General features: G+C 63.6%; 13 protein-coding genes and 1 pseudogene. 9 read left to right on the top strand and 5 right to left on the bottom strand.

Going from position 1 to position 18654, the window contains the following annotated elements; genetic code table 11:
- Window positions 1-38 precede the first annotated feature (38 nt).
- On the bottom strand, window positions 39-683 hold the full coding sequence (gene fixJ / locus AB3X96_RS24680) for an oxygen response regulator transcription factor FixJ (protein ID WP_008922736.1): 645 nt from the start codon (window positions 681-683) through the stop codon (window positions 39-41).
- Entirely contained in the window at window positions 680-3196 is a 2517-nt protein-coding gene (fixL, locus tag AB3X96_RS24675) for an oxygen sensor histidine kinase FixL (protein WP_368591870.1), read from the bottom strand. The genes fixJ and fixL overlap by 4 nt, the downstream gene beginning before the upstream one ends.
- A gap of 275 nt (window positions 3197-3471) precedes the next feature.
- On the opposite strand from fixL, the gene aceE reads away from it, so the two are divergent.
- From aceE to lpdA, 3 genes are all read left to right on the top strand, one after another.
- The gene (gene aceE, locus AB3X96_RS24670; RefSeq protein WP_368591779.1) at window positions 3472-6177 is read left to right on the top strand and encodes a pyruvate dehydrogenase (acetyl-transferring), homodimeric type; all 2706 of its coding nucleotides are present in this window, start codon (window positions 3472-3474) and stop codon (window positions 6175-6177) included.
- Window positions 6178-6260: 83 nt separating this feature from the next.
- A complete protein-coding gene (gene aceF / locus AB3X96_RS24665; protein ID WP_368591778.1) occupies window positions 6261-7913 on the top strand; it encodes a dihydrolipoyllysine-residue acetyltransferase in 1653 nt (550 codons plus the stop codon).
- Between the two features lie 131 nt (window positions 7914-8044).
- Window positions 8045-9817 (top strand): dihydrolipoyl dehydrogenase, encoded by a 1773-nt coding sequence (gene lpdA, locus AB3X96_RS24660; RefSeq protein ID WP_368591777.1) that lies wholly within the window; start codon window positions 8045-8047, stop codon window positions 9815-9817.
- 325 nt (window positions 9818-10142) lie between these two features.
- Here the strand turns inward: lpdA and AB3X96_RS24655 are convergent, their stop codons facing one another.
- Window positions 10143-10718, bottom strand: coding sequence for a phasin family protein (locus AB3X96_RS24655; protein ID WP_013089827.1), 576 nt, complete (start codon window positions 10716-10718; stop codon window positions 10143-10145).
- Between the two features lie 781 nt (window positions 10719-11499).
- On the opposite strand from AB3X96_RS24655, the gene pbpG reads away from it, so the two are divergent.
- A complete protein-coding gene (gene pbpG / locus AB3X96_RS24650; protein WP_368591776.1) occupies window positions 11500-12714 on the top strand; it encodes a D-alanyl-D-alanine endopeptidase in 1215 nt (404 codons plus the stop codon).
- Between the two features lie 151 nt (window positions 12715-12865).
- Here the strand turns inward: pbpG and AB3X96_RS24645 are convergent, their stop codons facing one another.
- Window positions 12866-13699, bottom strand: a complete 834-nt coding sequence (locus AB3X96_RS24645) for an IclR family transcriptional regulator (protein ID WP_368591775.1) — start codon at window positions 13697-13699, stop codon at window positions 12866-12868.
- A 179-nt stretch (window positions 13700-13878) separates the two neighbouring features.
- Here AB3X96_RS24645 and AB3X96_RS24640 point away from each other — a divergent pair, with 179 nt between their 5' ends.
- Both AB3X96_RS24640 and AB3X96_RS24635 read left to right on the top strand, forming a co-directional pair.
- On the top strand, window positions 13879-14601 hold the full coding sequence (locus AB3X96_RS24640) for a (Fe-S)-binding protein (protein WP_368591774.1): 723 nt from the start codon (window positions 13879-13881) through the stop codon (window positions 14599-14601).
- A 112-nt stretch (window positions 14602-14713) separates the two neighbouring features.
- Window positions 14714-16129, top strand: coding sequence for a lactate utilization protein B (locus AB3X96_RS24635; protein ID WP_368591773.1), 1416 nt, complete (start codon window positions 14714-14716; stop codon window positions 16127-16129).
- 90 nt (window positions 16130-16219) lie between these two features.
- On the opposite strand, the gene AB3X96_RS24630 is transcribed toward AB3X96_RS24635, so the two are convergent.
- On the bottom strand, window positions 16220-16720 hold the full coding sequence (locus AB3X96_RS24630) for a hypothetical protein (protein WP_368591772.1): 501 nt from the start codon (window positions 16718-16720) through the stop codon (window positions 16220-16222).
- A 276-nt stretch (window positions 16721-16996) separates the two neighbouring features.
- Here AB3X96_RS24630 and AB3X96_RS24625 point away from each other — a divergent pair, with 276 nt between their 5' ends.
- The 3 genes and pseudogenes from AB3X96_RS24625 to iscR all read left to right on the top strand — a co-directional run bounded on the left by AB3X96_RS24625 (window position 16997) and on the right by iscR (window position 18616).
- On the top strand, window positions 16997-17236 hold the full coding sequence (locus AB3X96_RS24625; RefSeq protein ID WP_368591771.1) for a hypothetical protein: 240 nt from the start codon (window positions 16997-16999) through the stop codon (window positions 17234-17236).
- A 155-nt stretch (window positions 17237-17391) separates the two neighbouring features.
- Window positions 17392-17887: pseudogene (locus tag AB3X96_RS24620) on the top strand (low molecular weight protein-tyrosine-phosphatase).
- A gap of 198 nt (window positions 17888-18085) precedes the next feature.
- Window positions 18086-18616: a Fe-S cluster assembly transcriptional regulator IscR gene (iscR, locus tag AB3X96_RS24615; protein WP_013089819.1), complete on the top strand. Its 531-nt coding sequence runs from the start codon at window positions 18086-18088 to the stop codon at window positions 18614-18616.
- Window positions 18617-18654 lie beyond the last annotated feature (38 nt).

The following is an 18654-nucleotide window of genomic DNA, read 5'->3' as shown; positions in this document are numbered from 1 at the left end:
GAAACGGCCCTCCGGGCGAAGGGCCGCCCATACCGACGTTACTGCGCCGTTTGCGGCTTGTTCGACAGCGCGAGTCGCAGCAGATCGGCGACCGTGTTGACGTTCAGCTTTTCCATGATGTTCGCGCGATGCGCTTCGACCGTCTTGATGCTGATGCCGAGGTCGTCGGCGATCTGCTTGTTCAGGCGGCCCGCGATGATCCGCTCGAGCACCTGATGCTCACGCGCGGTCAGCTTGCCGAGGCGCTCGGCCGCGGCACGCTGCTGCTGGACGCTGGTGCTTTCGCTGCGCGCCTTGTCGAGCATGCGCTCGACGAGCTTGCGCAGTTCGGCTTCGTCGAACGGCTTTTCGATGAAGTCCATCGCGCCTTTTTTCATCGTCGACACCGCCATCGGCACGTCGCCGTGACCCGTCACGAAGATGATCGGCAGCGAAGCGTTGTCGGCGATCAGGCGTTCCTGCAACTCGAGCCCGCTCATGCCGGACATCCGCACGTCGAGGATCAGGCACGCGATCTGGCCCGGATGTTGATGCGGCTGCCATGCGTCGAGGAACTGTTCGGCGCTCAGGAAGCATTGAACGCGGTAGCCGTTCGCCTCCAGCAGCCAGCGCAGCGAATCTCGCACGGCCTCGTCGTCGTCGACGACAAAGACGGTTTCCTGGGTGGTGACTGGGCTGTTCATAGCTCTCCCGTAACGGTTTGTGGTGTCGGCGCCTCGGACCCGCCGTTGCTCGGGCCGTCAGGCTCCCCAATAGGCAGACTGCAATGGAACGTGGCGCCCGTGATGTGGCCGTCGGATTCGACATTATTGACCACCCACAGACGCCCGCGGTGCGATTCGATAATCGAACGGCAAATGTTCAGCCCCATGCCCATACCATCGGACTTGGTGCTGTAAAACGGTTCGAACAGACGCTCGGCGGTCGTTTCGTCGACGCCCGGCCCCTGATCGACGACGCTGATGCAAACGAAGCCGCTCTCCAGCCGCACGACAACCCGGATCACTGGGTCGACCGCATTCGGGCGCGCTTCGGCCATCGCCTCGACGCCGTTCTTCAGCAGGTTCACCAGCACCTGCTCGATCAGCACCGGATCGACGTAGATCACCGGCAGCCGCGAGCGCAGATCGGTGACGATGCGAATCCGCCGCTTCCTTGCCTCGATTTCGGCGAGACCCACCGCGTCGGCGATGATATCCGCGACCCGCGTGGCCTGACGCTTCGGCTCGCTGCGCTTCACGAACTCGCGGATGCGCTTGATGATCATGCCGGCGCGCACCGCCTGCTGTGCGGTCTTTTCGAGCACCGGCAGCAGATTGTCGGGGGTCGTCCGACCGGATTTAACCAGTGCGACGGTCCCGGAGCAATAGTTATTGATCGCGGCGAGCGGCTGGTTCAGCTCGTGCGCGAGCGACGAGGCCATTTCGCCCATCGTCATCAGGCGGCTCGTGAACTGCAGCTTTTCGTCCTGCTGGCGCGCAAGCTCCTGCGCGCGCTTGCGGGTCGTGATGTCGGTCGCGATCTGCATTTGTGCGAGATGGCCATCGACCCACTGGATGTACTGGCGCCGCACCTCGAACCATTTCTGGATGCCGGGGATGTAGATTTCCTGCGCGTCGGCGGTGCTTTCGGTCAGCGCGGCGGCAGGCAGGCCGACGAAGGTGTCGACCATGTCGATCGAATCGGACGACGCCTGCGAGCTGTCGAAGCCGCCGCCCGCGAGTTCGAGGTGGCCGTCCGGGCGGATCCCGAACAGATGCCGGTAGTAGCGGTTCGCGAACAGCAGCTCGGCTTCGTCGGCGGCCAGAACGGACACCGCCGCATCGAGGCTTTCGAGCACGGTGGTGAAGCGTTCGTGGGCGGCGGCGAGTTCTTCGCGCGCGCGCTTCGGCTCGGTGATGTCGGTCATCGACGACATCCAGCCGGTCTGGCGGCCCGAGCTGTCGATCAGCGGCGACACGTAGAGCCGTGCGTGGAACGTCGAGCCGTCCTTGCGCCGCACGCGCAGCTCGAAGCCGGACGAGGGCGCCTTGCCGCGCAGCGTCATGTCGAGCTGGCGCTGCATCTCGGGGTACGCGTCGCGCGGCCAGTAAGCGAACGGCGCGCTCTTGCCGACGAGGTCGCTTTCGTCCCAGCCGGTCATGCGGCAGAACGCCGGGTTCACGTGCGTGATGCGGCCGTGCATGTCGAGCACGCGCATGCCGATCAGCACCGAGTTTTCCATCGCGCGGCGGAAAAACGCTTCCGCGTACAGCGCCTGCTGCGCCTCGAAGCGCTGCCGGGTGTGCTTCCACAGACTCCACAGGCTCCACAGCACGAAGCAGGAGAGGCCGGCCACCAGCCAAACCAGCGTGTTGTTCGTGAAGTTGGTGATCTGCGGGAACGCGTACACGCGCACCGAGATGCCCTGGCCCGGCGGGTCGAGCGGCAGGTCGTAGAACATGTCGCGCGGCAGGCGCGGGCGGGTCGACGTGGTGGTCAACTCGCGGTTGTTCACGTCGATGATCGAGATCTTGTATTTGGCCGACAGCTCGGGCGGGATGTCGCGCTTCAGAATGCCTTCCACCGAGAACACCGCGGCGATCGTGCCAAGGAAATCGCGATCGCGGAAGATCGGCGTTTGCAGCGTGATGAAGCCGTTGCCGAGGTCGTCGTAGATGAGCGGCGAGTACACCTGGCGGCGCGTGTTGCGCGCCTCGGCGAAACCGGCTTTGACCGCTTCGTCCATTTGCGCGTCGTTCGGGCGCGCGAGCCGCTGGCCGAGCACCGGCGGCGCGGCATTGGGCCAGCGCGGCTGCTGCTGAGCGGTGTACCAGTTCATGTAGAGGATCTCGGGGTGCCCCTGCATGATGTCCGTGGTGTTCACCTGGAACGAATGCTCGTCGGCATGGCCGGCGGCGAGGTCGCGTGCGAGCGCCTGGATCTGTTCCTGCGCGCCTGTCATCGACAGGCGGATCTGCTGCTGCGCCCACGCGACGTTGCGGTACAGCGTGTCTTCCTGCTGCTGCTGTTCGCGCCGGTTCAGACTCCAGAGAATCAGGCTCATGACGACCAGGAATACCAGGATCGACAGCAGCGGCGTCAGCAAATAGGAATTGGACCACCAGGGTCCGTGGTGCCAGCGCGGGGACGGCGACGAATCCGCCGGCGAACCCGCGGTGCGCGCCGAGCGAGAGAAAAGCCGTTCGGTCAACATGCGTGGCATTGTAGCTCAGCACGTCCCCGATAAATGGCGCAAAAAAGCGCGGAAAGTGCAGTTAATCGGCGCAAACTAGCCGACGGATCAGTCTAATGGCAGTCAAACCAGGTTGCGTTGCAGCAATTTTCCGCATTGTGAGAATTGATCTCGTAATTTGAAAATTTGATTGCGTTGACGTCGGGACCCTTATTACAATCAGCCGGTGCTGCCGCGGCCTATCCTGCGTCCGCGTGGTCTGTTCAAAGTGCGTTGCCCATACCCAGGAGACGAGCATGTCCGCTGTACCCGACGAAGTCATGAAATATGTCGCCGCCGAAAAAGACGACGATCCCCAGGAAACCGGCGAATGGCTGGAAGCGCTGGATGGCGTGATTTCTGCTGTAGGCCCTGACCGTGCCCACTACCTGATCGAAAAGCAGATCGAGTTTGCACGCGTGCACGGCGAACATCTGCCGTTCTCCGCCAATACGCCTTACATCAACACGATCCCGGTCGCGCGCCAGGCCAAGAACCCCGGCGACCAGGACATCGAACACCGCATCCGCTCGTACACCCGCTGGAACGCAATGGCGATGGTGCTGCGCGCCGGCAAGGAAACCAACGTCGGCGGCCACATCGCATCGTTCGCGTCGGCCGCCACGCTGTACGACGTCGGCTACAACCACTTCTGGCACGCACCGTCGGCCGAGCACGGTGGTGACCTCGTGTTCGTGCAGGGCCACTCGTCGCCGGGCGTCTACTCGCGCGCGTTCCTGCTCGGCCGCCTGACCGACAAGCAGCTCGACAACTTCCGCCAGGAAGTCGGCGGCGAGGGCATCTCGTCGTATCCGCATCCGTGGCTGATGCCGGACTTCTGGCAATTCCCGACCGTGTCGATGGGCCTCGGCCCGATCATGGCGATCTACCAGGCACGCTTCATGAAGTACCTGCAGGCGCGCGGCATCGCGAAGACCGACGGCCGCAAGGTCTGGGCCTTCCTCGGCGACGGCGAAACGGACGAGCCGGAATCGCTCGGCGCGATCGGCATGGCCGGCCGCGAGCGGCTGGACAACCTCGTGTTCGTGATCAACTGCAACCTGCAGCGTCTCGACGGTCCGGTGCGCGGCAACGGCAAGATCATCCAGGAACTCGAAAGCGAATTCCGCGGCGCCGGCTGGAACGTGATCAAGGTCATCTGGGGCAGCCGCTGGGATGCCCTCTTCGCGCGCGACAAGTCGGGCGCGCTGATGCGCCGCATGATGGAAGTGGTCGACGGCGAGTACCAGACGTACAAGTCCGAGTCGGGTGCGTTCGTGCGCGAGCACTTCTTCAACACGCCGGAACTGAAGGCGCTGGTCGCCGACTGGTCCGACGACGACATCTGGAATCTGAACCGCGGCGGCCATGATCCGCACAAGATCTACGCGGCGTTCACGGAAGCGACCAATTCGAAGGGCCAACCGACCGTCATCCTCGCGAAGACGATCAAGGGCTACGGCATGGGCGAAGCCGGCCAGGCGATGAACATCACCCACCAGCAGAAGAAGATGCAGGTGGAGCAGCTGAAGAAGTTCCGCGACCAGTTCCGTCTGCCGATCACGGACGAGCAGATCGTCGACGTGCCGTATCTGACGTTCGAGGAAGGCTCGAAGGAACTCGAATACATGCGCCAGCGGCGCATGGACCTCGGCGGCTATCTGCCGGCGCGTCGTCAGAAGGCCCAGTCGCTGCCGGTGCCGGAGCTGTCGGCATTCGAGCCGCTGTTGAAGGGCACGGGCGAAGGCCGCGAGATCTCCACGACGATGGCGTTCGTGCGGATCCTGAACATCCTGCTGAAGGACAAGGCGCTCGGCAAGCGCGTCGTGCCGATCGTGCCGGACGAGTCGCGTACGTTCGGTATGGAAGGTCTGTTCCGTCAGATCGGCATCTGGAATCAGGACGGCCAGAAGTACGTGCCGGAAGATTCCGACCAGCTGATGTTCTACCGTGAGTCGGAAACCGGTCAGATCCTGCAGGAAGGCATCAACGAAGCCGGCGGCATGGCCGACTGGATCGCGGCCGCGACGTCGTACTCGACGCACGGCGAGATCATGATCCCGTTCTACATCTTCTACTCGATGTTCGGCTTCCAGCGCATCGGCGACCTCGCATGGGCCGCTGGCGACATGCGCTCGCGCGGCTTCCTGCTGGGCGGTACTGCCGGCCGCACGACGCTGAACGGCGAAGGTCTGCAACACGAAGACGGCCACTCGCTGCTGTGGGCGGCTTCGGTGCCGAACTGCATCAGCTACGACCCGACCTTCGGCTACGAACTCGCGGTCATCGTGCAGGACGGTCTGCGCCGCATGGTCGCCGACCAGGAAGATGTGTATTACTACATCACGGTGATGAACGAGAACTACGAGCACCCGGCGATCCCGCAGGGCGCGGGGCTGGAAAGCGTGGCGACCGACATCATCAAGGGCATGTACTCGTTCAGCAAGACCGCTGCCGATAAGAAGGCGCCGCATGTGCAGCTGATGGGCGCGGGCACGATCTTCAACGAAGTGATCGCCGCGGCCGACCTGCTGAAGAACGACTGGGGCGTGAACGCCGACCTGTGGAGCGTGCCGAGCTTCACCGAGCTCGCGCGCGAAGGTCACGAAGTGCAGCGCTGGAACCTGCTGCACCCGACCGAAGAGAAGAAGCTGTCGCACGTCGAGAAGCTGCTGAAGGATGCGCCGGGTCCGGTCATCGCATCGACCGACTACGTGCGTGCGCTGACCGAGCAGATCCGCGCGTTCGTGCCGCAGAAGTTCGTCGTGCTGGGCACCGACGGCTACGGTCGTTCGGACACGCGCGAGAAGCTGCGTCACTTCTTCGAAGTCGATCGCTACTGGGTCACGGTCGCCGCGCTCAACGCGCTGGCGGACGAAGGCACGATCGAACGCAAGGTGGTCGCCGAGGCGCTCAAGAAGTACAACCTTGATCCCGCCAAACCCAACCCGATGACCGTCTAAGGCATCACCCGTGTGCCACGATGCACGCGCCTGCTCCTCGTCGCGAGGGGCAGGCGGCGTGCGCGGCCCAGGAGACACTAACAATGAGTCAAGCGATCGAAGTCAAGGTGCCGGACATCGGCGATTACAAGGACGTCCCTGTGATCGAGGTGCTGGTAAAGGCGGGTGACACCGTCGAAAAAGAGCAATCGCTCGTTACGCTGGAATCCGACAAGGCGACGATGGACGTGCCGAGCTCGGCTGACGGCGTCGTCAAGGAAGTGAAGGTCAAGGTCGGCGATGCGGTGTCCGAAGGCACGCTGATCGTCGTGCTGGAAGGCGCCAACGCGGCTGCCGCGGCGCCCGCGCCGGCGGCAGCTCCTGCGCCCGCACCGGCACCGGCGCCGGCGGCAGCTCCCGCCGCGGCGCCCGCGGCGGCAGGCGGCGGCGTGCAGGAAATCAAGGTGCCGGATATCGGCGACTATAAAGACGTTCCCGTGATCGAGATCGCGGTGAAGGTCGGCGATCGCGTCGAGAAGGAACAGTCGCTCGTCACGCTCGAATCCGACAAGGCGACGATGGACGTGCCGAGCTCGGCCGCCGGCGTCGTCAAGGAAGTGAAGGTCAAGGTTGGCGATACCGTGTCGGAAGGCTCGGTCATCGTCGTGATCGAAGCGGAAGGCGGCGCTGCCCCGGCACCCGCGCCGGCGCCGGCCGCGAAGGCGCCGGCCGAAAAGCCGTCCGACGCACCGGCCACGCCGAGCCCGGCACCGGCCGCGCCGTCCGCGCTCGCGCAGGCGCCGCTGATCCCGGCCGGCGAAGGCGGCACGCGTCATCCGAGCCACGCTTCGCCGTCGGTGCGCAAGTTCGCGCGCGAACTCGGTGTCGACGTGAGCCAGGTGAAGGGCACGGGTCCGAAGGGCCGCATTACGCAGGCCGACGTGACCGCGTTCGTGAAGGGCGTGATGACCGGCCAGCGCGCGGCGCCGGCAGGAGCCGCCGCGCCGGCCGCCGGCGGTGGCGAACTGAATCTGCTGCCGTGGCCGAAGGTCGACTTCACGAAGTTCGGTCCGATCGATCCGAAGCCGCTGTCGCGCATCAAGAAGATCTCGGGCGCGAACCTGCATCGCAACTGGGTCATGATCCCGCACGTCACGAACAACGACGAAGCGGACATCACCGAGCTCGAAGCGCTGCGCGTAAAGCTGAACAAGGAACACGAAAAGGCGGGCGTCAAGTTCACGATGCTCGCGTTCGTGATCAAGGCCTGCGTGGCGGCCCTGAAGAAATTCCCGACTTTCAACGCGAGCCTCGACGGCGACAACCTGGTGTTCAAGCAGTACTACCACATCGGTTTTGCCGCGGACACGCCGAACGGCCTCGTCGTTCCGGTGATTCGCGACGCGGACAAGAAGGGTCTCGTCGACATCGCGAAGGAAATGGCCGACCTGTCGAAGGCCGCGCGCGAAGGCAAGCTGAAGCCGGACCAGATGCAGGGTGGCTGCTTCTCGATCTCGTCGCTGGGCGGTATCGGCGGCACGCACTTCACGCCGATCATCAATGCGCCTGAAGTCGCGATTCTCGGCCTGTCGCGCAGCGCGATGAAGCCGGTGTGGGACGGCAAGCAGTTCGAGCCGCGCCTGACCATGCCGCTGTCGCTGTCGTACGACCATCGCGTGATCGACGGAGCGGAAGCCGCGCGCTTCAACGCATACCTCGGTTCGATTCTTGCCGATTTCCGGCGTGTGATTCTTTGACCGGCTGATGAGGTCCGCCGGCGCGGGCGCGGATAGTTCCGAACGATCCGCGTCGCGCCGTCCGCGCGTTCGCGTGCGCCATGCACGCCGAACGCGCCGCTCATCATCGATCAATAAGAGAAGGGGACACCATGAGTCTCGTCGAAGTAAAAGTGCCGGACATCGGTGACTTCAAGGACGTCGACGTTATCGAAGTCAACATCAAGCCGGGCGACGTCATCGAGCAGGAGCAGTCGCTGCTGACGCTCGAATCCGACAAGGCGTCGATGGAAGTGCCGAGCGATACCGCCGGCACCGTCAAGGAAGTGCGCATCAAGCCGGGCGACAAGGTTTCGCAGGGCACGGTGATCGCGCTCGTCGAGGCAGCGGCGGGCGGCGCGGCCGCGGCCGCCCCGGCAGCGAAGGAACCTGAAAAGGCGGCGCCCGCGCCGGCGCCTGCCGCGCCGAAGGCCGCCGCACCGGCGCCGCAGGCCGGCAGCTATTCGGGCAGTGCGGACATCGAGTGCGACATGCTCGTGCTCGGTTCGGGCCCCGGTGGCTATTCGGCCGCGTTCCGCTCCGCCGACCTCGGTATGAAGACCGTGCTGGTCGAGCGTTATCCGACGCTCGGCGGCGTGTGTCTGAACGTCGGCTGTATCCCGTCGAAGGCGCTGCTGCACACCGCGCTCGTCATCGACGAAGCGGCTGATCTCGCGTCGCACGGCATCACGTTCGGCAAGCCGCAGATCGACCTCGACAAGCTGCGCGATTTCAAATCGGGCGTGGTCAAGAAGCTGACCGGCGGTCTCGCGGGCATGGCCAAGATGCGCAAAGTCGAAGTGGTGACGGGCACCGGCGCGTTCGTCGATCCGAACCATATGGAAGTGCAGACCGAGGGCGGCAAGAAGGTCGTCAAGTTCAAGCAGGCGATCATCGCCGCGGGCTCGGAAGCGGTGAAGCTGCCGTTCATTCCGGAAGATCCGCGGGTCGTCGATTCGACCGGCGCGCTCGAACTGCGCCAGATTCCGCAGCGCATGCTGGTGATCGGCGGCGGCATCATCGGCCTCGAAATGGCGACCGTGTACTCGACGCTCGGCGCACAGATCGACGTCGTCGAAATGCTCGAAGGCCTGATGACCGGTGCGGACCGCGATCTGGTCAAGGTCTGGGAGAAGTACAACAGCAAGCGGTTCGCGAACGTGATGCTGAAGACCAAGACCGTCGCGGCCGAAGCGAAGGACGACGGTATTTACGTGTCGTTCGAGGGCGAGAAGGCGCCGGCCGAGCCGCAACGCTATGACCTCGTGCTGGTGGCCGTGGGCCGCTCGCCGAACGGCAAGCGGATCGGCGCGGAAAAGGCCGGGGTCGCGGTGACGGATCGCGGCTTCATCGAAGTCGACAATCAGCAGCGCACGAACGTGCCGCACATCTTCGCGATCGGCGATATCGTCGGTCAGCCGATGCTCGCGCACAAGGCCGTGCACGAAGGCCACGTGGCGGCGGAAGCCGCGCATGGCGAGAAGGCGTACTTCGACGCGATGCAGATTCCGTCGGTGGCATACACCGATCCGGAAGTGGCATGGGCCGGCAAGACGGAAGACCAGCTGAAAGCCGAAGGCATCAAGTTCGGCAAGGCGGTATTCCCGTGGGCCGCGTCGGGCCGCGCGATCGCCAACGGCCGCGACGAAGGCTTCACGAAGCTGCTGTTCGATGAGGAGACGCATCGCGTGATCGGTGGCGGTATCGTCGGTCTGAACGCGGGCGACCTGATCAGCGAGGTCTGTCTCGCGATCGAGATGGGCGCGGACGCAACGGATATCGGCAAGACGATCCATCCGCATCCGACGCTCGGCGAATCGATCGGCATGGCGGCCGAGTTGTATGAAGGCGTCTGTACCGATCTCCCGCCCGTCAAGAAGAAGTAAAGCGGTGCGCCGGGAATGCATGGCGACATGCGGGCCCGGCGAAGTGCGTCAGGCTGTGGCGCAAAGAAAAACGGCGCGCTCCATGTCGGAGCGCGCCGTTTCTGTTTTCCTGGCGGCCGGTAGGCGGGCAAAAAAATCCCGGCTTGGCGGCCGGGCAAACGATACGTCCATTGCAACGTATCGGAGCGTTCGGCCCATCAAACCGTATAAGCGGCAACGGCACGACGCTGTTGCTTGCGATAACGCCGGCGCAGCGCGCAGGCTGAGCCGGCGTGAAAGACGACGACGCCAGGTGTTTAACGCCTGGCGTGTTGATGCGTGAAGCTTAGACTGCCTTCTTGGCGGCAGCGCGCGATGCTTGCGCAGCGGCTTGCGAAGCTGCCTTCGAAGCGGCCGTTGCAGCTGCATTGAAGTTGCTTTCGGCGATTTCGACAGCCTGACGGGTTGCCTTGTGGACCGTTTCGTACGTGGTGTTGGCGGCGGTGATAGCCGACTTCATCACGGCGACAGCGGTTTCCGAACCAGCCGGTGCGTTCTTGGCGACGTTTTCGACGAGCGCCTGAACCTTGCGGTTTTGCTCTTCGAATTGCGCTTCCGCGACGCGGGTGAATTCACCTTGCGTTGCCGAAACGATTTCGTACACGTGGCGGCCATACGACAGCGCCTTTTCAGCCACCGGCTGCGCGAGGCTTGCTTGCAGTGCCAGCAGTTCCTGCGCGTCCTTCACGGACAGCGCGCGTTGGGCATTTTCCTGGCTTTCGGCGAGCGTCGACTTCACAACTTGCAGGTTCAGCTCAACCAGCTTTTCGACGCCTTCAAATGCTTTGGTCGTCAGGCCGAACAGGGTTTCGAAGTTGGCTTTCTGGGCTGCGGCGAATTGCTCAGGGGTCAGCAGAGTCATGGTTTACGCTCCTGGATCGCGGCCGGTCTGTGCGGACCGCATTGGGTGGGTGGCAAGACGCCGATTGATCGTCCGCCTGGACCGCGATGTATTGTGCATCGCAGCAATGGTTCCCATTTTAGGATGGTCACAAGGAATGTCAAGCGTTTTTTGTGCGTTGCACAATATTAAGAAAACGCCGATAAAACAAGAGGTTATGCAGTAGGCATGTCATTAATATGACGCGGAACGATTGAGTCGCCGCACCTAGCTGGTGCGAGATAAACGACCTCCGCAAGAGGCGGTCGGGAAATTATTTTTCGCCGTCAAAGCCTTTATGCGGGGCTGAGAGGGGTTGCATCGCAGCGATTCGCCCCTGAAAAACCGATCATCATCAATTCGATGTAAACCACCCGAGGACAAGGAACGTTAAAGAACGAAGGCAGTCGAATGCGCGTTAGCGACTTTCGTCAGACACTTAAAAGTCTGCCGCACGCTCGCAACGCCCTCATGGCGCGGCGCAGTAGTTTCCGCCGGCGCTCTGACGGTATTTCCCCGGATCAAGGTTGTCTCAAAATTGCCGTTATCCTGCAAGGATCTGCTCGGTTGGGCTGGGCGGCAGCAATGGCGAGGCTTGCTGGCGACGATCGTTTTTTTCGATCGAGGCGCGGCACTTATTCGTGTTTTCGCGATCGGAGCTGACAAGCCGGTTTAAGGACCGCATATAAGTGCTTCAAATTGCTAATTTTTCGTTGCTTTACTACACTTGCGGAAACCTCTCGCCGCTCCCTATCGAACACCCATGAAAACCGACATGTTTTCGTCGCTAAAGGCGCTCCACGGCGCGGCGCGCAGCACCGCTCTGTCGGTGGCCGTCTCGCTGGCCGTCGCAGCGGCATTCGCTACGCCTGTCAGCACTTTTGCAGCTACGTCTGCTGCATCCGCAAAAACTTCCACACACGCAAAAACCGCCAAAAAGCCGGCGCAAGCGGCCGCCACCGAAAAAGTGTCGAGCCGTGCGGCGAAAGCCGGCAAAACTGAGGCAGCGAAAGCCGGCAACGGCGAGGCCGTGAAAGCCGCTGCCGCAGACGAAGATGCGCCGCGCGCCGGCGTCAAACGCAAGCGCCTGACGTTCGCGGCGAACGGCCGGCACCATTCGGTGATGCGACGCGTTGCGTACGAGCCGCGCCAGCCGAGCGTCGGCCAGGCGTTTGGTTTGCACGAGACGCCGGACGCGCTGATGCTGCGCTCGAGCGTCGCCTACGTAATCGACCAGAACAGCGGTGAGACGCTGTTCGACAAGAACTCGCGTGCTGTGGTACCGATCGCATCGATCAGCAAGCTGATGACCGCGATGGTGGTGCTCGATTCGAAAGAGCCGATGACCGACCAGATCGAAGTCACCGACGAAGACCGCGACTACGAGAAGAACACCGGTTCGCGTTTGGCGGTGGGCTCGGTGCTGTCGCGCGAAGACATGCTGCACATCGCGCTGATGGCGTCGGAAAACCGCGCGGCGGCGGCGTTGTCGCGCTACTACCCGGGCGGCCGCCCGGCGTTCCTTGCGGCCATGAACGCGAAGGCCAGGCAACTCGGCATGAACGACACGCACTTCGAGAACCCGACCGGTTTGACGAGCATGAACGTGTCGAGCGCGCGCGATCTGGTGAAGATGGTCAACGCGGCGTATCAGTACCCGCTGATCCGCAAGTTCTCGACCGATCACAGCTACGAGGTGTACACCGGCAAGCGCACGCTCGCGTATAACAGCACGAACGCGCTGGTGCGCAACCCGACGTGGGACATCGGTCTGCAGAAGACCGGCTTCATCAACGAAGCGGGTGAGTGTCTCGTGATGCAGGCGACCATCCACGGCCGGCCGATGATCCTGGTGCTGCTCGATTCGTCGGGCAAGTACTCGCGTTTCGCGGACGCGACGCGTCTGCGTACATGGCTCGACAACGGCGGCGACCAGACACGTATCACGAGCGCCGATGCCGGCGGTCCCGGTACCTGAAGCCGGAACGATTAGTCAGCTGATCGTATTCCGGCCGGCGGCAGTTGTCGTGCCAAGAAAAAGCCTCGCGGATGCGAGGCTTTTTTCGTTGGCGTCGAAGACGGCGAGCGCAACGGTGCAACGGCGGTCAGGCGGCCCCTGTGCGTGCGGCCTACGAATGCTGGCCGTGCGAACTGTGCGAACTGTGCGAGCCGTGCGAATGATCCTGCTGCGCCTGCGGCCGGTAGCCTAGCGACTCCGAAATCATCAACGCGGTCTGGCTCAACTGGCCCAACCACGAATCCTGCAAGCGATCGGCCGGCGCCGACAGCGACAGCCCCGCGACCAGCTTGCCCGTATCGTCGTAGATGCCGGCGGCGATGCAGCGCACGCCCAACTCCAGTTCCTCGTTGTCGCGCGCGCAGGCCTGCTGGCGCACATGCGACAGCTCGCGCTCGAGTTTCGCGAGATCGGTGATGCTGTTTTGCGTGTGGCCCGAAAGACCGGTGCGGGTTGCGTAGGCACGCACGCGGGTGGCTTCGTCGGCGGCGAGGAACAGCTTGCCGACCGAAGTCAGATGGAGCGGCGCGCGCCCGCCGATCGCCCGCACCACCTGCATGCCCGAGCGCTCCGAATACGCGCGTTCGATATAGACGATTTCGTCGCCCTGACGCACCGACAGGTTCACGGTCTGCCCGGTCTGACGGTGCAGCTCGCGCATCGGCGTGAGCGCCGCGTCGCGCACGGACAGGCGCGCCTTGACGAGATTGCCGAGTTCGAGCAGGCGCATGCCGAGACGGTAGGTGCCGGGGTCCGAACGGTCGACCAGCCGGCACATCACCATATCGTTCAGGATCCGGTGCGCGGTGGAGGGGTGCAGCTCCGTGCGGAGGGCCAGTTCTTTCAGGCTGACCGGGTCGCTATGTGCCGCCAGTGCGTCGAGCAGGCGCATCATGCGTTCGATCACCTGGATCGAGGTTTTGGGATCCGGGTTCGTATCGCTCATATGAGAATCGGTGGATGCGTCAAACAGCGAAAACTGATTGTATCTCGTATTGTGAAAAAAGCGAACGCGCTTCGAGGCGCGCTTCCAATCCGACGGTGCTGCTTCCTATGCCTTCCGGCCGTTGGTATTGCCCCGGCAAACAGCGGATAATCAGGGACGTTTCCCCGAAAGGAGGGCTCATGCGAGTCGGATTGTTCGTCACGTGCCTGATCGACCTGATGCGTCCCGAGATCGGTTTTTCGGTCATCAAGCTGATCGAAGGCGCCGGTTTCGAGGTCATCGTGCCGCCTGCGCAAACCTGTTGCGGGCAACCCGCGTACAACTCCGGAGACCGCCGGCTCGCGCGCGAACTCGCTGAGAAAACGCTGCGCGAGTTCGAACAGTTCGACTACGTGGTGGTGCCGTCGGGTTCGTGCGGCGGCATGATCCGCGCGCACTACGGCGACCTGTTCCGCGACGATCCCGAACTGATGAACCGTTTCGGCCGCCTGCGCGGCAAGGTGTTCGAACTGACGGACTTCCTCGTCAACGTCGCGAAGGTGCAGCTGCAACCGGGCGAGTTCGCAGGGCAGGTGACTTATCACGACTCATGCTCGGGCCTGCGGGAACTGGGCGTGAAGGCGCAGCCGCGCGAACTGCTCGCGCAGGTCGGCGTCGCGGTCACCGAAATGAACGGTTGCGAGCATTGCTGCGGCTTCGGCGGCACGTTCGCGGTCAAGTACGGCGATATCTCGACCGCGATCGTCGACGAAAAGTGCGCCAACATCGCCGCGAGCGGTGCCGGTACGGTCGTGCTCGGCGACCTCGGCTGCATGTTGAATATCGAAGGGCGGCTGCGCCGCCAGGGCGACTCCACGACGCGCGTGCTGCATATTGCGCAGGTGCTGGCCGGCGACGTGTAAGCCCCGCGCGGCGAACACGGCGATTGTTCGCGTCGCGTCTCTCGCGTCTTTCACGCATTGCGTCGCGCGCGGATACGCCGCGCGTTTTCAATCCGATCTCCTCAGGGCCGCCATGCAAGTCCAATCGATGCAGTTCAAGGCTCGCGCCGGTCAGAAACTCGCCGACCAGCGCCTGCAGCAGAACCTGACCAAACTGTCTACGAAGTTCGTGTCGGCGCGCGCCCGCGCGATCACCGCGATCGACTTTCCCACGACCCGCGCGGCGCTCAAGGAGCGTCGCAATCGCGCGCTCGAGAATCTCGACGTGTGGCTCGAAACCTTCGAACGCGAGGCGACCCGGCGCGGCGTGACGATGCTATTCGCGGAGACCACGCAGGACGCTGCGCGGCTCGTCGGCGACATCGCGCGCAAGCACGACGTAAAGAAGGTGATCAAGACCAAGTCGATGGTCACCGAGGAAATGCGCCTGAACGAAGTGCTCGGGCAGATGGGCGTCCAGTCGATCGAAACCGATCTCGGCGAATACATCCTGCAGATCAACGACAACGAGCCGCCGAGCCACATCATCGCGCCGGTCGTTCACAAGGATAAAGACGAGATCGCCGATCTGTTCGCGAAGACCCACGGCCGGCCGCGGCTCACCGAGATTCCCGACATGACGCGCGAGGCGCGCGAGATGCTGCGGCCGCATTTTCTGAGCGCGGACATGGGCGTGACGGGCGGCAATTTCATCATCGCGGAAACGGGCTCGGTGGTGGTCGTGACCAACGAAGGCAACGAGGGCATGTGCACTGTTATGCCGCGCGTGCACGTCGCTGTCACCGGCATCGAGAAGGTGTTGCCGACGCTCGAGGATCTCGCGACAGCGATGCGCCTGCTGCCGCGTTCGGCAACCGGGCAGGCGACCTCGAACTATTTTTCGGTGCTGACCGGGCCGCGTGGCGCGGGCGATCAGGACGGGCCAGAGCATATGTACGTGGTGCTCGTCGACGGTGGCCGAACTGGGCTGATCGGCGGAGACTTTCAGGAGATGCTTCGCTGCATCCGCTGCGGCGCGTGCATGAATCATTGCCCGGTGTATCAGAAGGTCGGCGGACATGCGTACGGGTGGGTGTATCCGGGGCCGATGGGCTCGGTGCTGACGCCGAGCTATGTCGGCATCGACAAGGCGCTCGATTTGCCGCAAGCAGCAACGTTGTGCGGCGAATGCAATAGCGTGTGCCCGGTCGGTATCCCATTGTCCGATCTGTTGCGCAAGCTGCGCGAAAAGCAGATGGAGCGACACCTGCGGCCGTGGAAGGAGCGCGCCGGGTTGGCGGTGTGGGGTTGGCTCGCGCTGCATCCCGATGCCTATGCGCTCTTTACGAAACTCGCCGTGCGCGTGCTGGAACGCATGGGTGGGCGCAATCGGTCGATTGCAAAGCTGCCGCTCGGCGGCGCGGGCTGGACCGATACGCGCGACATCCCGGCGCCGGTGGGTCGTACGTTCCGGGAGTTGTATGCCGCGCAGCGCAGTCATATTGGCTGAGCCGGCGGCACTGGGAGTGGTTTGACGGCTGCGCGCTCACGCAGCTGTCATCGTGGGCGCGGGCGGGACTAACTCGACGTCGGACGGTCCTCAATGTTCCGTCGGTTGCCCCGGGCGACGGGCAGGCGCATTTCTCACCCAGTCGTTGCCCCGTCCGCCGTTGCCTGCTTGCGGCTGCGGCTGCGGCTGCGCCGGCGGCGGGCCCCCTGCGCCGGGGCGCGGGCCGCCATTCGCCCCGCTCGGGCCGTGCGGACCGCCCGCTGCGCCCTGCGGCGGTGGCCCGCCGTGCGGCTGTCCAGGACCGCCACCATTGTTGCCACGATCGTTGCCGTGATTGTCGTGGTCGTTGTCGCCCGGATGACCGCGGAAGCCACGGCCCGGCGGCGGCCCGTAGTAGCGTCCCGGACCGTAATCGCTGTAGCCGAGGTACACATTGGATTGCGGCACGACCGCTACGCCCGGCGCGTAATCGTCATAGCCGCTATAGGCGCCGTAGCCGTTGCCATACATCGGCGTGCCGTCGGGATAGACCGCGCAGCCGCCGAGCAGCGCGGCGGCCACGAGGCCAGCGAGAGGTGCAATGCGTTTCATTTTGTGGGACCAGTTGCAAGTGCAAAGAAATGTCGATGTAAGAATAAGACCATCATTATCGCTTTCCGTCGCGGCGGCTTTGTATGAGTTTGTAAGGTCTTCTTTTTCGTGCCAGCGATTGCGCAAGCGCTCGTGGAAGACCTGTCAATTGACTGTTCCATTTCGAGCAACGATGTATCCCGTGTGCGCGGGTTTTTCCTGATTGTGAATTCCTATAGCATTTGGACTGGGCATAGTGCGCCAAAAGCTCATGCGCCCCTAATTGGAAAACACATCATGAAAAAGACAATATCGGTGTACTGGCCTCTCGCCATCGTTGTGTCGCTCGCGGTGCTCGCCTACCTGCACGTCAGCGGCCAAACCTCTTCGCGCGCTCCGCAGATGCCGCTCGATGCCAACCATCTGACCGCGGAACTCGCACGCGCGGTGTCATACGGCATGATCGACACAGCGTCGGCATTGCCGGCTAAACCGATGCCTGCCGCCGCGGCGACCCCGCTGGCCGAGGCGTCGTAGGCAGTCGCGGCGGACCGCGACGGGACGAAGCCCGCTGCGCTTGCGCGGCTGTACCACAACCGGCGCGAATCCGTCGAGGTTTGTATAATCGCGGCGCAGTCCGCTGACTGTCTGATGACCTCACGCGCGGCGCCTGGAGCGCCGAAGAATCCCTGATGAAAACTGTGTCCATCTGTTTTGTTTGCCTCGGGAATATCTGCCGTTCACCGACGGCGGAGGGCGTGATGCGTCATCTGGTCGACGAGGCGAAGCTCGCGGATCGCATTCTGATCGATTCGGCCGGCACCGGCGATTGGCACATCGGCGCGCCGCCCGACGAACGCGCGCAACACGCGGCGCGCCAGCGCGGCTATGCCCTCGACGCGCTGCGCGGCCGCCAGATCACGGTCGCGGACTTCGAGCGCTTCGATCTGCTGATTGCAATGGACGACCGCAACGTCGCCACGTTGCGGCAACTGTGCCCGCCTTCTCAGCGTGACAAGATCCGTCTGCTGATGGAGTTCGTGCCGGAGTCGGATGGCCGCTGGAGCGGCGCGCGAGATCGTCGACCCGTATTTCGGCGGCGCGGAAGGCTTCGAGTTGGTGCTCGATCAGTGCGAAGCAGCCTGCCGCGGGCTGATCGCCGCGCTGCGCCCGCAGTTGCTCGCGTAGGTATCGGGCGAAGAGCGCGGGCGAATGCCTCGGGTGACAACCGCAGCCTCATGCCGCGTGTGCCGCGCATGTGAATCTGGCGTCGAAGTATGGTGATCAATTAAGCAGATGACACAAAATTTGCCGCCCATACTTGACTAAATCGGTCATGTATTTATACTTGACAAAACTTGTCGAGAATTGCGGTTCCCACATCATATGAGACTCACCACGAAAGGCCGTTTCGCCGTCACGGCGATGATCGACCTGGCGTTGCGCCAGGAGCAGGGCCCGGTGACGCTTGCGGGTATCAGCCAGCGCCAACACATCTCCCTGTCGTATCTCGAGCAGCTGTTTGGCAAGCTGCGCCGTCATGAAATCGTCGAGTCCGTGCGCGGACCGGGCGGTGGCTACAATCTCGCGCGCCGTGCCGAGGAGGTGACGGTGGCCGACATCATCATCGCGGTCGACGAGCCGCTCGACGCCACCCAGTGCGGCGGCAAGGGCACGTGCGAAGGCACCAAGCAGCACGATGGCCACTGCATGACGCATGAGCTGTGGTCGACGCTGAACCAGAAAATGGTCGAATACCTCGATTCGGTTTCGCTAAAGGATCTGGTCGACCAGCAGCGCTCGCGCGAAGGCGCGCCGGCGGTGCTGCGCGACAGGCGCAGCGACGCGCCGGCGGTCGAACCCGTCCGCGTGGCGCCCAAGGGTCCCAATTCCGTTTTCAACATGGCCGGTTCGTGAAGCGCGGCACGCGATAGAAATCTTCCGCCGCAGCCCCA

It is taken from the genome of Paraburkholderia sp. BR13439 (assembly GCF_040948805.1).
In the GTDB taxonomy this organism is placed as follows: Bacteria; Pseudomonadota; Gammaproteobacteria; order Burkholderiales; family Burkholderiaceae; genus Paraburkholderia; species Paraburkholderia youngii.
The sequence above is the reverse complement of the archived record's forward strand: the minus strand, read 5'-3'. Positions and strand labels throughout refer to the sequence as shown.

Coding starts and splice junctions, on each gene's coding strand:
- AB3X96_RS24630 (WP_368591772.1), bottom strand. CDS start 16,720: ATGAAACGCATTGCACCTCTCGCTGGCCTCGTGGCCGCCGCGCTGCTC.
- AB3X96_RS24640 (WP_368591774.1), top strand. CDS start 13,879: ATGCGAGTCGGATTGTTCGTCACGTGCCTGATCGACCTGATGCGTCCC.
- lpdA (WP_368591777.1), top strand. CDS start 8,045: ATGAGTCTCGTCGAAGTAAAAGTGCCGGACATCGGTGACTTCAAGGAC.
- AB3X96_RS24625 (WP_368591771.1), top strand. CDS start 16,997: ATGAAAAAGACAATATCGGTGTACTGGCCTCTCGCCATCGTTGTGTCG.
- aceE (WP_368591779.1), top strand. CDS start 3,472: ATGTCCGCTGTACCCGACGAAGTCATGAAATATGTCGCCGCCGAAAAA.
- AB3X96_RS24645 (WP_368591775.1), bottom strand. CDS start 13,699: ATGAGCGATACGAACCCGGATCCCAAAACCTCGATCCAGGTGATCGAA.
- fixJ (WP_008922736.1), bottom strand. CDS start 683: ATGAACAGCCCAGTCACCACCCAGGAAACCGTCTTTGTCGTCGACGAC.
- fixL (WP_368591870.1), bottom strand. CDS start 3,196: ATGTTGACCGAACGGCTTTTCTCTCGCTCGGCGCGCACCGCGGGTTCG.
- iscR (WP_013089819.1), top strand. CDS start 18,086: ATGAGACTCACCACGAAAGGCCGTTTCGCCGTCACGGCGATGATCGAC.
- pbpG (WP_368591776.1), top strand. CDS start 11,500: ATGAAAACCGACATGTTTTCGTCGCTAAAGGCGCTCCACGGCGCGGCG.
- aceF (WP_368591778.1), top strand. CDS start 6,261: ATGAGTCAAGCGATCGAAGTCAAGGTGCCGGACATCGGCGATTACAAG.
- AB3X96_RS24655 (WP_013089827.1), bottom strand. CDS start 10,718: ATGACTCTGCTGACCCCTGAGCAATTCGCCGCAGCCCAGAAAGCCAAC.
- AB3X96_RS24635 (WP_368591773.1), top strand. CDS start 14,714: ATGCAAGTCCAATCGATGCAGTTCAAGGCTCGCGCCGGTCAGAAACTC.